Origin of the sequence: Pseudonocardia humida (genome assembly GCF_023898865.1) — a bacterium.
Classification (GTDB): Bacteria; Actinomycetota; Actinomycetes; order Mycobacteriales; family Pseudonocardiaceae; genus Pseudonocardia; species Pseudonocardia humida.
This window is the reverse complement of the sequence record NZ_JAGSOV010000037.1, coordinates 29,505-42,491: the sequence shown is the minus strand read 5'-3', so window position 1 is coordinate 42,491 and position 12,987 is coordinate 29,505. Positions and strand designations below refer to the sequence as shown.

Sequence of the window (12,987 nt, the reverse complement as noted above, 5' to 3'; positions counted from 1 at the left end):
GTTCCCCAGCCGACGCGCCGCCGGACCGGACGCCACGTATCGATCGTGGCCGATGGCGGCTCCTTGTCAGCAGACACACCCAGCAGAGCAGCGCGAGGAGAGGCCGTGACGTTGCCGCAGGCCGGCTCCGAGGGGGTGGCCGCACGGGTCCCGAGGTCGATCCCCGAGGCCAGCGTCGCCCGCCTCGCGGTGTACCTGCGGATGCTCGGTGAGCTCGCCGAGCAGGGCGCCGACACGGTGTCCAGCGAGGAGCTCGCCGCGGCCACCGGGGTCAACTCGGCCAAGCTCCGCAAGGACCTGTCCTACATCGGTTCCTACGGCATCCGCGGCGTCGGCTACTCCGTCTCGGCGCTCGTGCACCAGCTGGAGCGCGCGCTCGGGCTCAACCACCGGCAGGCCGTCGCGCTGATCGGCGTCGGCAACCTGGGCCACGCGCTGGCCGGCTACGGCGGCTTCGGCGGGCGCGGCTTCCCGGTGACCGCGCTGTTCGACGTCGACCCCGACCTGGTCGGCATCCACATCAACGGCATCCTCGTCGAGCACGTCCGCGCCATCGGCGACACCTGCCGCGAGCGCGGCATCACGATCGGGATGATCGCCACGCCCGGGCCGGCCGCCCAGGGCATCTGCGACATGCTCGTCGAGGCCGGCGTGCGGTGCATCCTCAACTTCGCCCCGGTGGTGCTGCAGGTGCCCGACGAGGTCGAGGTCCGCAAGGTCGACCTGGCCGTCGAGCTGCAGATACTGGCCTTCCACGTGGCCCGCAAGCGGCTGGTGGCCGAGAGCCCGGAGACCGAGGCGTCGCTGGCCGTGCCCGCCACCGACGTCGACGTCGTCCCGCCCCCGGACGCGCAGACCAACGGGCACCCCGTGAACAGCACGTTGAACGGTGGGATGCGGTGAGCGAGCTCGCGAGCGAATCATCGACACAGCGCTTCCGCGAAGCGCCGACCGAGTGCAGCGAGGTCGGGCGATGAGCGTCATCGTGGTCGGGCTGTCGCACCGCAGCGCGCCCGTCGACGTCCTGGAGCGGGCCGCCGTCGGATCCGACGACGTGCCCAAGCTGCTCGACGAGCTGCTGCGCCGGACGCACGTCTCCGAGTGCCTGCTGCTGTCGACCTGCAACCGCATCGAGGTCTACGCGGTCGTCGACGCCTTCCACGGCGGACTCGGCGACATCTCCGCGGTGCTCGCCCGGCACGCCGGGACGACACTCGCCGAGCTCACCGAGCACGTCTACGTGCACTACGCGGGCTCGGCCGTGCAGCACATGTTCGCCGTCGCGGCCGGGCTGGACTCGATGGTCGTCGGCGAGGCCCAGATCCTCGGCCAGCTGCGCACCGCCTACGCCGCCGCCGACGAGGCAGGCACGGTCGGGCGCTCGCTGCACGAGCTGGCCCAGCACGCCCTGCGCACCGGCAAGAAGGTGCACGCCGGCACCGGGATCGACGCCGCGGGCGCGTCCGTGGTGTCCGAGGCCCTGGTCGAGGCGGCCGCCGTGCTCGGCGGCGACCTCGCCGGGCGCCGGGCCGCGGTCGTCGGGGCCGGGGCGATGGGCGGGCTGGCCGCCGCGCACCTGCGCCGCGCGGGCGCCGCCGAGATCGTCGTGCTCAACCGCAGCCCCGCCCGCGGCGCCCGGCTGGCCGAGATCACCGCCGCCGACGGCACCCCGGCGCGCTCCGCCGGGCTCGACGCCCTGCCCGAGGCGCTGGCCGGCGCCGACGTGGCCGTCGTCTGCACGGGCGCGATCGGCACCGTCGTCGACGCCGCCAGCGTGGCCGCCGCCGTCGCCACCCGCGCCGGGCGCCCGCTGGTCGTCTGCGACCTCGGGCTGCCCCGCGACGTCGACCCGGCCGTCGCCGAGCTGCCCGGCGTCACCGTGATCGACCTGGCCACCCTGCAGGTCAAGCTGGCCGACGGGGTCGGCGGCGCCGCGGTCGCCGCGGCCCAGGACCTGGTGGCCGAGGAGGCCCAGGCCTACCTGGCCGCGCAGCGCTCCGCCGAGGTCACCCCCACCGTCACCGCGCTGCGCAGGCGCGCCGCCGAGGTCATCGACGCCGAGCTGCTGCGGCTGGACTCCAGGCTGCCCGGCCTGGACGGCGGCGTCCGCGACGAGTTCGCGCGCACCGTGCGCCGCGTCGTCGACAAGCTGCTGCACACGCCGACGGTGCAGGTGAAGCGGCTGGCCGAGGGCCCGGACGGCGACAGCTACGCCGCCGCGCTCCGCGCCCTGTTCGAACTCGACCCGCAGACCCCCGCCGCTGTCGCCGTGCAGCGCAGCGGCGACGTCCTCGGTGCGCTGGAAGCGCGCACCGAGCGCGAGGAGGACCGCTGATGACGCCCACCCCACCGCTGCGCGTCGGCACCCGGCCGAGCGCGCTGGCGATGGCCCAGAGCGGCCTGGTCGCCGACCGGCTCCGCGCCGCGGGGCACCCCTGCGAGCTGGTCGAGGTCAGCACGCGGGGCGACCGATCGTCGGCTCCGGTGGCCGAGCTCGGCGTCGGCGTGTTCGTCTCGGCGCTGCGCGACGCGCTGGCCCGCGGCGACGTCGACGTGGCGGTGCACTCCTACAAGGACCTGCCCACCGCTCCCGACGCGCGGCTCACCCTCGCCGCGGTGCCCGGTCGGGAGGACCCGCGCGACGCGCTGGTCGCCCGCGACGGGCTGGTGCTCGGCGAGCTGCCGACGGGGGCCACCGTCGGCACCGGCTCCCCGCGGCGCAAGGCCCAGCTCGACGCGCTCGGGCTCGGCCTGGAGGTGGTGGCGATCCGCGGCAACGTCGACACGCGGATCGCGAAGGTCCGCGACGGCGAGCTGGACGCCGTCGTGGTGGCCGCGGCCGGGCTGCGCAGGCTCGGGCGCGTCGGGGAGGCCACCGAGCTGCTCGATCCGCTGCAGATGCTGCCCGCCCCCGCCCAGGGCGCGTTGGCGATCGAGTGCCGGGCCGGGACGGCCGACGGCGACCTCGCGCTGGCCCGCACGCTCGCCACCGTGCTGGACGACCCGTTCACCCGGGCCGCGGTCCTGGCCGAGCGGGCCGTGCTGGCCACCTTGGAGGCGGGCTGCAGCGCGCCCGTCGCCGCGCTGGCCGACGTGGTGTCCGACTGGGAGTACGGGCCCGACGACGAGGACGGCCACCCGGTCGACCGGGTGTCGCTGCGGGCCGTGATCGGCACGACCGGCGGGGGGCTGCTGCGCGCCTCCGCGACCGGTGACCTGGACAACGCCGAGAAGCTCGGTGCGGCGCTGGCCGCGGAGCTCCTCGACATGGGGGGCCTCGCGGCCCCCGCGGAACAGCTGGATCGGGAGACCTGAGATGAACCGAGCACCATCGCCCCCCCAGGAGGCGCCCGCGGCCCCCGGCGCGGCGTCCGCTGAGCCGGCGCCCGCGCCCGCGGCCCCGCCCGCGCCGCCCCGGGCGGTCGACCGCTCGGTCGTGCCGGGCCGGATCGCCTTCATCGGCACCGGCCCCGGCGACCCGGGCCTGCTCACCGTGCGGGCCCGCGACGCGCTCGCCGCGGCCCCGCTGGTGATCGTCGACCAGGAGGTGCCGGAGACGATCCTGGCGCTGGTCGCCGACGGCGCGGAGGTCCGCACCGCGGTCGGCGAGCCCGCCGACGTCGCCGCCGAGCTGCTGACCGAGGCCCGCAACGGGCGCGCGGTCACGCGGCTGGTCAGCGGCGACCCGCTGACCACCGACTCGGTCGTCGCCGAGGCCGTCGCGGTGGCCGCGGGCGACGTGCCGTTCGACGTGGTCCCCGGCGTCGCCGCCGGCACCGCGGTCCCGGCCTACGCCGGCGTGCCGCTGGGCTCGGCGCACATCGAGGCCGACGTCCGCACCGGCATCGACTGGGCCCGCCTGTCGGCCGCCCCCGGCACCCTGGTGCTGCACGCGACGGCCGCCCACCTGGCCGAGGTCGCCGCCGCGCTCACCGAGAACGGCGTGGCGGCGCAGACCCCGGCCGCGGTCACCGCGAACGGCACCGTCACCACCCAGCGCACGGTGCAGACCACCCTGGCCGGGCTGGCCGGCGACGCCGGCGACCTGGAGGGCCCGCTCGTGGTCACCATCGGCGAGGAGGTCGGCCTGCGGCCGTCCCTGTCCTGGTGGGAGTCGCGCGCCCTCTACGGCTGGCGGGTGCTGGTGCCGCGCACGAAGGACCAGGCGGGTGCGATGACCGAGCGCCTCGCGGTGCACGGCGCGAGCGCCGAGGAGGTGCCCACGATCGCCGTGGAGCCGCCCCGCTCGCCCACCCAGATGGAGCGCGCGGTCAAGGGCCTCGTCGACGGCCGCTACCAGTGGGTGGTCTTCACCTCCACCAACGCGGTCCGCGCCGTGTGGGAGAAGTTCGCCGAGTTCGGCCTGGACGCCCGCGCCTTCTCCGGCGTCAAGATCGCCTGCGTGGGCGCGGCGACCGCGGAGAAGGTGCGCGCCTTCGGCATCGTCCCCGAGCTGGTCCCCGACATCGACGAGGGCCAGGAGTCCTCGTCGGAGGGCCTGCTCAAGATCTTCCCGCCGCACGACGACATCCTCGACCCGGTCGACCGCGTCCTGCTGCCCCGCGCCGACATCGCCACCGAGACCCTCGCCGCCGGTCTGCGCGACCGCGGCTGGGAGATCGACGACGTGACGGCGTACCGCACGGTCCGGGCGGCCCCGCCGCCCGCCCCGATCCGCGAGGCCATCAAGACCGGCGGCTTCGACGCGGTGTGCTTCACCTCGTCGTCGACGGTCCGGAACCTGGTCGGCATCGCCGGCAAGCCGCACGCCCGCACGATCGTGGCCTGCATCGGTCCGCAGACCGCCGAGACGGCCCGCGAGTTCGGCCTGCGCGTCGACGTCCAGCCCGCAGAGGCCCGCGTCCCCGCCCTGGTCGACGCGCTGGCCGCGCACGCCGCCCGGCTGCGCGCCGAGGGTGCCCTGCCGCCCCCGCGCAAGGCCAAGGCCCGCCGCCGCTGACCCACCCGGCCCGCCCGGTTCAGGAAAGCCACGATGCTGCCCGCGGCGGGCGGCATCGTGGCTTTCCTGAACTCCGGGGGGTCAGGCGGGCAGGTCGAGCACGGCGACGGCGCCCGGGAGCGCGACGTAGGCGCGGCGGCCGTCGGGGCTGACCGCGACCCCGCGCGGGGCGCCGCCGGTGGGGATCTCGGCGACCACGGCGTTGGTGCCGGTGTCGACGACCGACAGCGTCTCGGAGTACGCGTTCACGACGAGGACGTGCCGGCCGTCCGCCGAGATCGCGACCTCGTCCGGCTCGTCGCCGACGACCACGGTCGTGATCACCGCCCCGTTCGCCGCGTCGACCACCGTCAGCGTGCCGTCCGCGGTGTTCGCGACGTAGGCCCGCGCGCCGTCGGGGCTGATCACCAGGCCGCGCGGCGCCTCGCCGACCGGGATCGTCGCCAGCACGTCGTCGCGCCCGGTGTCGACGACCAGCAGGCTGTCGTCGCTCCACCAGCTGGTCAGGCTGACCAGGGCGCGCGACCCGTCGGGGGTGACCACGACCTCGTCGCCGGAGTCGCCCCAGAGGGCGCTGACCCGCAGCGGCTCGTCGACGGTCCGGGTGGCGGTGTCGATCACCGAGATCGTGCCGCCCTCCTGGTCGTTGACGAAGGCCCGACCGCCGTCGGCGTCGAGGGCGACGTCGGTCGGCTCCTCGCCGACCGGGACCGTGGCGACGACGACGCGGTCGGCCAGTCGGATGATCGAGACGGAGTCGGCGCCGTGGTTGACGACGTAGGCCGCGGCGCCGTCGGGGCTGAGCGCAATGGCCCGGGGCGCGTCGCCGACCGGGACGGACGCGACCACCGCCCGGGCGGTGAGGTCGATGACCGACACGGTGTCGGCGGTCGCGTCGGTCGTCCACGCGGTCAGCCCGTCCGGGCTGAGCGCGATCGCGCCGGGCTCCCCGGCCACCGGGATCCCGGCCTGCGGGGGTTCGCCCTCACCGGAGGCGAGCCACAGCCCGCCCGCTGCGAGCGCGGCCGCGGCGGCCAGGCCCGCGAGGACCCGTCCGACGCGCCGGGGCCGGCGCCGGCCGTCGCCGGCGCTCGGCCTGCCGGGCCCCGGCTGTGGCCTTGGCCCTGGTTCTGGACGAGGACGTGGGGGTGGGGGCGGCTCGGCGGTGGAACGCGGGTCGGTCGGGGTCCGCCCACCCGACGCCGGTCGGCCCGTCCGCCGCTTCACCCACGGGGTCTCCGGGGTGGTGAGCGCTTCACGAGCGGCGACCGCGAACCGACCCGCCGTCGCGTACCTGCGGTCCGGGTCGCTGGCCAGGCCCGTGACGATGACGCGGTTCAGGCCCTCGGGGATTCCCCGCCGCAGCGTCGACGCCCGCGGAGGGGGTCGGGTCTCCCCGAGTTCCGGCCGGTTCCCCTCCGGGAACGCGGGGCGTCCGGTCAGGGCGTGGAACAGCAGGCAGGCCAGGGCGTAGACGTCGATCCGCCGGTCCCCGGCGACCCGGGCCACCCGCTCCGCCTCCGCCGCGCGCGCTTCGGGCCGCACGGCGCGCGGGAACCGCTCCGGCGCGATGTGGCGGGGAGCGGTGAAGACCCCGCCGGCGCCGGTCACGCCCCGCCCGTCCGCGCCGACGGAGCACCCGACGCCGAAGCCGTTCAGGTAGGCGGTCCGGGGCACCTCCCGGACCAGCACCTTGGACGGCCGGAGGTCCCCGTGCACGAGGCCCGCGTCGTGCACGGCGTCGAGCGCGGCGGCGACCTGCTCGATCACCTCCACCGCCGCGGCGGGCGGCAGCGGCCCCCGGTCGCGGACCTGCTCGACGAGGTCGCCGTCCAGGAGCTGGGTGGCGACGTAGAGCCGCCCGTCGTGCCGGGCGAACGCCGTGATCGGGGCGATGTGGTCGTGCCGGAGCTCGGCCACCTCGTCGAGCTCGCGGAGGAAGCGCTCGCGGAACGGCTGGTCGTCGCTCCGCTCGGGGCGCAGCATCCGCACCGCCACCCTGTCGCCGGTCGCGACCTCGACCGCCGACCAGACCTCGCTCGAGGGATTGCGCCACAGGCGGCGTCGCAGCTCGTAGGGACCGAACGCTCGTCCCACCGGATCCCCCCTCCGCCGCGCCCGTCCACTCTCGGCGATGGCGCTCGGATGGTGAAGCGGCGGCGCCCGATCGGCCGAACCGACGATGTCGCGGACCGGCCGGAGCGGGGTCGTAGCCTGGGGCGATGGGCTTCCCCGTACAGCGTCCGCGCCGCCTCCGCACCACCGCCGCCATGCGCCGCCTCGTCGCCGAGACCGACCTGCGCCCGCGCCACCTGGTGCTGCCGCTGTTCGTCAAGGAGGGCGCGACCGAGCCGCTGCCGATCGCGTCCATGCCCGGCGTCGTCCAGCACTCCAGGGAGTCGCTGCGCAAGGCGGCCGTGGAGGCCGTGGCGGCCGGGGTCGGCGGGCTGATGGTGTTCGGGGTGCCGGAGCGCAAGGACGCCACCGGGAGCGCGGGCGTCGACCCGGACGGCGTGCTCAACGTCGCACTGCGCGATCTGCGGGCCGAGCTCGGCGACGATACGGTGATCATGGCCGACACCTGCCTCGACGAGTTCACCGACCACGGCCACTGCGGCGTGCTCGACGAGCGGGGCCGGGTCGACAACGACGCCACGCTGGCCGTCTACGCCGACATGGCGGTGGCGCAGGCCGAGGCCGGGGCCCACCTGCTCGGGCCGAGCGGGATGATGGACGGCCAGGTCGGGGTGATCCGGCAGGCGCTGGACGCGGCCGGGTACACCGGGACCGGAATTCTGGCCTACACCGCGAAGTACACCTCGGCGTTCTACGGGCCTTTCCGGGAGGCGGTCGAGTCGTCCCTGCAGGGCGACCGCAAGACCTACCAGCAGGACGGCGCGAATGTCCGCGAGGCGTTGCGGGAGCTCGCCCTCGACCTGGACGAGGGCGCCGACCTGGTGATGGTCAAGCCGGCCATGGCTTATCTCGACGTGCTGCGGGCCGTGGCCGAGGTCTCCGACGTCCCCGTGGCGGCTTACCAGGTCTCCGGCGAGTACGCGATGGTGGAGGCGGCGGCCGCGAACGGGTGGATCGAGCGCGACCGGGCGATCCGGGAAACGTTGACGGGTATCCGCCGCGCGGGTGCGGAAATCGTGCTCACGTACTGGGCGACCGAAGTCGCCCGTACTCTTTGACCTCGGTTCGTGACGCGTTCGCAATCCGGTGGGGGGATCCGCCTCCGCCGTCCGGCCCAGGCGGCGTATAGCATCACGCACCGTTGATCAGGAGGTCTTCCCATGTCCTATGACCCCGGTGCGCCCGGCGACCGGTCCCAGCCCCCCGGCGGTTACGGCGGGCCGGGCGGTCCGCCGCCGTACGGCAGCGGCTACGGCCAGCAGCCTCCGCCCGGCGCCTGGGGCCCGCCCCCCGGCGGTCCGCCGCAGGGCCCGCCCGGCGGCTACGGCGCCCCGCCGTACCAGGAGCCGAGCAAGAACTTCTTCAGCGGCCTGATCGACTTCAAGTTCGGCAGCTACTTCACCACCGTCATGCTGCCGATCGTCTACGCGCTGGGTCTGGTGTACCTGGTCGTCGACCTGATCCGCTCGGTCTACGTCGTGTTCCAGCTGGACTCCGGCCAGGGGATCCTGGCGCTGGTCTTCGGCCTGATCGGGGTCGCGTTCTTCGCCGGCCTGCTCAAGGTGGGCCTGGAGCTGGTGAAGGCCGTCGTCGAGGGCGCCGAGCGCGACCGGCGCTGAGCGGCCCGTCGGCCAACCGAAGCCGAACGGTGTCGTGAACGTCACCCGGCGCCGGTAGCGTGGGCCCGGTGAGCAACCCAGGTCAGGGCGGCAACCAGCCGTACCAGGGCGATAACCCGTACGCCGGGCCCGGTGCCTACCGCGGCCCGTCCGACCCGGGCCGCTACGGCTCCTCACCCGCCTACGGGCAGCAGGAGCCCTACGCCTACAGCCCGTACGCCAACCAGGGCCCGGCCGGGACGGGCGGCGCCGACCAGCCGGCGCCCGTGCGGCGGCCGGGGCTGCTGGTGCTATCGCTCGTGCTGCTCGTGCTGAGCGCGCTGCCGTTCCTGATCGGCGGGCTGGTGTTCCTGGTCGTCGCCATCGACGTGCAGGAGATCGTCGCCCTGCTCCCGACGATCGATCCGAACGGCCAGCTGGCCGCGGCGGGCATCACCCCGGAGCAGATCCTGGACATCGTCCGCACCGCCGGTGGCATCGTGGCCGCGATGGCGGCGATCTACGTGCTGTTCGCGGTGCTGGCGTTCACCGGCCGCAACTGGGCCCGCATCGTGGTCGCCGTGCTGACCACGGGTTTCGGCCTGCTGCTGCTGGCCGGGCTGGTGCAGGGGGCCAGTGCCGGGTCGGGTTCGGGGCTCAGCATGGCCGTGCTCGCGGCCTCGGTCGCCGGCACGGTGCTGATGTTCGTGCCGGCCTCCCAGCAGTACTTCGCGAGCCGTCGGCGCTGATCCGACCCCCGTCCGGCTCACCCGACGCCGCCGCCGCTCGGCCGCGGCTGTAAGACTGGGTGCGTGGCCAGCACGCCGATCCCCACCGCGACCGACACCTCGAAGCAGCTGTTCGACCGGGCCAGCTCCGTCATCCCGGGCGGGGTGAACTCGCCGGTCAGGGCGTTCAAGTCGGTCGGCGGCACCCCGCGGTTCATGGTCTCGGCCAGCGGGCCGTGGCTCACCGACGCCGACGGCACCCGCTACGTCGACCTGGTCTGCTCGTGGGGTCCGATGATCCTCGGGCACGCCCACCCCGCCGTCGTCGACGCCGTGCGCGCGGCGGCGGGCAGCGGCCTGTCGTTCGGCGCGCCGACGCCCGCCGAGGTCGAGCTGGCCGAGGAGATCATCTCCCGGGTGCCGCCGGTCGAGCAGGTCCGGCTGGTCAACTCGGGCACCGAGGCGACGATGAGCGCCATCCGGCTGGCCCGGGGGATCACCGGGCGCAAGGTGATCGTCAAGTTCGCCGGGTGCTACCACGGCCACGTCGACGCGCTGCTGGCCCAGGCGGGCTCCGGGGTGGCGACGCTCGGCCTGCCGACCAGCCCGGGGGTGACCGGCGCCCAGGCCGCCGACACCGTCGTGCTGCCCTACAACGACCTCGACGCCGTGCGCGCGGTCTTCGCCGAGCGCGGCTCCGAGATCGCCTGCGTGATCACCGAGGCGGCGGCGGGCAACATGGGCGCGATCGCCCCGGTGCCCGGGTTCAACGCCGGCCTGCGGGACGTCTGCCACGCCCACGGCGCCCTGCTCGTCGTCGACGAGGTGATGACGGGGTTCCGGGTGTCGGCGTCGGGCTGGTTCGGGCGCGACGGCGTGGCCGGCGACCTCTACACGTTCGGCAAGGTGATGTCGGGCGGGCTGCCGGCGGCCGCTTTCGGCGGCTCGGCGGCCCACATGGGCCACCTCGCCCCGGCCGGGCCGGTCTACCAGGCGGGCACCCTGTCGGGGAACCCGGTGGCCGTGGCGGCGGGCCTGGCCACGCTGCGGGCCGCCGACGAGGCCGTCTACGCGGCCCTGGACGCCAACGCCGCCCGCCTCGGCGACCTGATCCACCGGGCGCTGGAGGCGGAGAGCGTGCCGCACCGCGTGCAGTTCGCCGGCAACCTGCTCTCGGTCTTCTTCACCGGGGACGAGGTCGTCGACTACGCCGGCGCGCAGGCCGCGCAGACCTGGCGCTTCCCGGCGTTCTTCCACGCGATGCTCGAGCGCGGCGTGTACCTGCCGCCGAGCGCCTACGAGGCCTGGTTCGTCTCCGCCGCGCTCACCGACGAGACCTGGGAGGTCATCGCCGACGCGCTGCCCGCGGCGGCGAGCGCGGCGGCCACCGCCACCGCACCGGCGGAGGCCGCGCAATGAGTGCGGTCGCGGGCGGATCATCGCCGCGCACGGTGGTCCACCTGCTGCGCCACGGCGAGGTGCACAACCCCACGGGCGTGCTCTACGGCAGGCTGCCGAACTTCCGGCTCTCCGACCGCGGCCGCGAGCAGGCCGAGCTCGTGGCCAAGGCGCTGACCGGCAACGACCTGGTCGCGGTGATCGCCTCGCCGCTGCAGCGCGCCCAGGAGACCGCGGCGCCGGTCGCCGAGGCCCACGGCCTGGAGGTGGGTGTCGACGAGGGCCTCATCGAGTCGATCAACCGGTTCGAGGGCATGCCCACGTCCCCGGGCGACGGGGCGTTCCGCAACCCGCGGTACTGGCCGTGGCTGCGCAACCCGTTCCGGCCGTCGTGGGGCGAGCCCTACCAGGAGATCGCCCAGCGCATGGTCGCCGCGGTGCACCGGGCGCGCCGCGCGGGCGAGGGCCACGAGGTGCTGTGCGTGTCCCACCAGCTGCCGATCTGGACGCTGCGCCGGTACGTCGTCGGCCAGCACCTGTGGCACGACCCGCGCAACCGCCAGTGCGGCCTGGCCTCGCTGACGTCGCTGGTCTTCCGCGGCACCGCGCTGACCGAGGTCCGCTACACCGAGCCCGCCACCGCCTGGGCCGACCACGCGTCGGGGACGAACCCGTTGTGACCGGGAAACCTGTTCGATCACGACGGGTCGGTCGCCGGAAGGGGCTGGCCGGGCTGGTGGCGGTGCTGGCGCTGCTGGCCGGGTGCTCCGGCACCCAGGAGGCGGTGGCCGGGGGCACCGAGTTCGCGTTCGTCGCGCCGGGCGGCAAGACGTTCATCACCTACGACCCGCCGGAGTCGCGCGGCACGGTCACCGGGATCTCCGGCGACAGCCTGCTGCGACCGGGCGAGACCGTCGGCCTGGACGACTACCCGGGCCGGGTCGTCGTGCTCAACCTGTGGGGCTCGTGGTGCGGGCCGTGCCGCGAAGAGGTGCCCGACCTGCAGTTCGTCGCCGAGCAGACCGGCGCCACGGTGCTCGGCATCGACCTGCGCGACGACCGCCAGGCGGCCACCGACTTCCTGCGCGACCGCGCGGTCGGCTACGACTCGATCTACGACAACCCCGGCCGGACGCTGGTCGCGCTGAGCGGCTACCCGCGCAACGCCGTGCCCTCGACCCTGGTGCTGGACAAGCGGCACCGGGTGGCGGCGGTCGACCTGCTGCAGATCCGGCCCTCGGAGCTGATCCCGCTGGTGCAGCGGCTGCAGTCGGAGCCGTAGCCCGGGCGGGAACGGGTGGCGAACGCCGCACCGATCTTCTGCTACGACGTGTAGAACCCGCCGCGCGCACCGCCGCCACCGGGGCATACCCTGATCCGTGATGGACCCTTCGACCACCCTCGCGGTCTCCGGGCCGCTGCTGGTCGCGGCCGCGGTGGCGGTGGCGGCCGGAGCGGTGAGCTTCGCGTCGCCGTGCGTCGTCCCGCTGGTCCCCGGCTACCTGGCCTACCTGGCCGGGCTGGTGGGGGCCGACACGCCGCCGGCGACCGCGGCCGAGGCGGAGCAGGCGCGCTCGGGGCGCTGGCGGGTGGCGGGCGCGGCGGGGCTGTTCGTCGCCGGGTTCACCGTCGTCTTCGGGACCGTGCTGGTCGGCGTGGTGTGGCTGGCCGACGCGCTGGTCGCCAACGAGGCCGTGCTGCAGCGCGTCGGCGGCGTCGTGATGATCGCGATGGGCCTGGCGTTCGTCGGGCTCATCCCCGTGCTGCAGTACGAGCGCCGGGTGCACTGGGTGCCCCGCGCGGGCGTCTGGGGTGCCCCGCTGCTCGGCGCGGTGTTCGGGCTGGGCTGGGTGCCGTGCATCGGCCCGACGCTGGCCGGTGTCGTCGCCGTCGCCGCCGGGACGGGCGGCGGCTCGCTGCGCGGCGTCGTGCTGACGCTGGCCTACTGCGCCGGGCTGGGCCTGCCGTTCGTGCTGATCGCGCTGGGCGCGTCGCGGGCGGTGCGGGCGCTGGGCTGGTTGCGCCGCCACACCCGGGCCATCCAGATCGCCGGTGGCGTGCTCCTCGTCGCGGTGGGGCTGCTGCTGGTCACCGGTGTGTGGGGCGGGCTGCTGGCCGCGCTGCAGGTGTCCGTGGCCGGCTTCACCCCGGTGCTGTGAGCCGAACG

Annotated in this window: 12 protein-coding genes; 11 read left to right on the top strand and 1 reads right to left on the bottom strand. The window is 75.3% G+C overall.

The window, feature by feature from the left end; translation table 11 throughout:
- Nucleotides 1–42 precede the first annotated feature (42 nt).
- The 4 genes from KDL28_RS17195 to KDL28_RS17180 all read left to right on the top strand — a co-directional run bounded on the left by KDL28_RS17195 (nt 43) and on the right by KDL28_RS17180 (nt 4,960).
- Nucleotides 43–903 carry a redox-sensing transcriptional repressor Rex gene (locus KDL28_RS17195; RefSeq protein ID WP_372497005.1) on the top strand — a complete coding sequence of 287 codons (861 nt, stop codon included), beginning with the start codon at nt 43–45 and terminating at the stop codon, nt 901–903.
- A 70-nt stretch (nt 904–973) separates the two neighbouring features.
- Nucleotides 974–2,335, top strand: coding sequence for a glutamyl-tRNA reductase (locus tag KDL28_RS17190; RefSeq protein ID WP_252439808.1), 1,362 nt, complete (start codon nt 974–976; stop codon nt 2,333–2,335).
- Nucleotides 2,335–3,315, top strand: coding sequence for a hydroxymethylbilane synthase (gene hemC / locus KDL28_RS17185; RefSeq protein WP_252439806.1), 981 nt, complete (start codon nt 2,335–2,337; stop codon nt 3,313–3,315). Before KDL28_RS17190 ends, hemC begins: the two co-directional genes overlap by 1 nt.
- 1 nt (nt 3,316) lies before the next feature.
- Entirely contained in the window at nt 3,317–4,960 is a 1,644-nt protein-coding gene (locus tag KDL28_RS17180; RefSeq protein WP_252439804.1) for a bifunctional uroporphyrinogen-III C-methyltransferase/uroporphyrinogen-III synthase, read from the top strand.
- A gap of 81 nt (nt 4,961–5,041) precedes the next feature.
- Here KDL28_RS17180 and KDL28_RS17175 read toward each other — a convergent pair whose 3' ends face one another.
- The gene (locus KDL28_RS17175; RefSeq protein ID WP_252439802.1) at nt 5,042–7,057 is read right to left on the bottom strand and encodes a protein kinase domain-containing protein; all 2,016 of its coding nucleotides are present in this window, start codon (nt 7,055–7,057) and stop codon (nt 5,042–5,044) included.
- A gap of 125 nt (nt 7,058–7,182) precedes the next feature.
- On the opposite strand from KDL28_RS17175, the gene hemB reads away from it, so the two are divergent.
- From hemB to KDL28_RS17140, 7 genes are all read left to right on the top strand, one after another.
- Nucleotides 7,183–8,154 (top strand): porphobilinogen synthase, encoded by a 972-nt coding sequence (hemB, locus tag KDL28_RS17170; protein WP_252439800.1) that lies wholly within the window; start codon nt 7,183–7,185, stop codon nt 8,152–8,154.
- 102 nt (nt 8,155–8,256) lie between these two features.
- Nucleotides 8,257–8,715, top strand: coding sequence for a DUF4282 domain-containing protein (locus KDL28_RS17165; protein ID WP_252439798.1), 459 nt, complete (start codon nt 8,257–8,259; stop codon nt 8,713–8,715).
- A 68-nt stretch (nt 8,716–8,783) separates the two neighbouring features.
- Nucleotides 8,784–9,443 carry a hypothetical protein gene (locus tag KDL28_RS17160; protein ID WP_252439796.1) on the top strand — a complete coding sequence of 220 codons (660 nt, stop codon included), beginning with the start codon at nt 8,784–8,786 and terminating at the stop codon, nt 9,441–9,443.
- Between the two features lie 63 nt (nt 9,444–9,506).
- Nucleotides 9,507–10,841 (top strand): glutamate-1-semialdehyde 2,1-aminomutase, encoded by a 1,335-nt coding sequence (gene hemL, locus KDL28_RS17155; protein WP_372496999.1) that lies wholly within the window; start codon nt 9,507–9,509, stop codon nt 10,839–10,841.
- A complete protein-coding gene (locus tag KDL28_RS17150) occupies nt 10,838–11,500 on the top strand; it encodes a histidine phosphatase family protein (protein WP_252439794.1) in 663 nt (220 codons plus the stop codon). Before hemL ends, KDL28_RS17150 begins: the two co-directional genes overlap by 4 nt.
- Nucleotides 11,501–11,556: 56 nt before the next feature.
- Entirely contained in the window at nt 11,557–12,102 is a 546-nt protein-coding gene (locus tag KDL28_RS17145; RefSeq protein WP_252439792.1) for a TlpA family protein disulfide reductase, read from the top strand.
- Nucleotides 12,103–12,202: 100 nt separating this feature from the next.
- Complete coding sequence (locus tag KDL28_RS17140) at nt 12,203–12,979, top strand: cytochrome c biogenesis CcdA family protein (protein WP_252439790.1); 777 nt, start codon at nt 12,203–12,205, stop codon at nt 12,977–12,979.
- Nucleotides 12,980–12,987 lie beyond the last annotated feature (8 nt).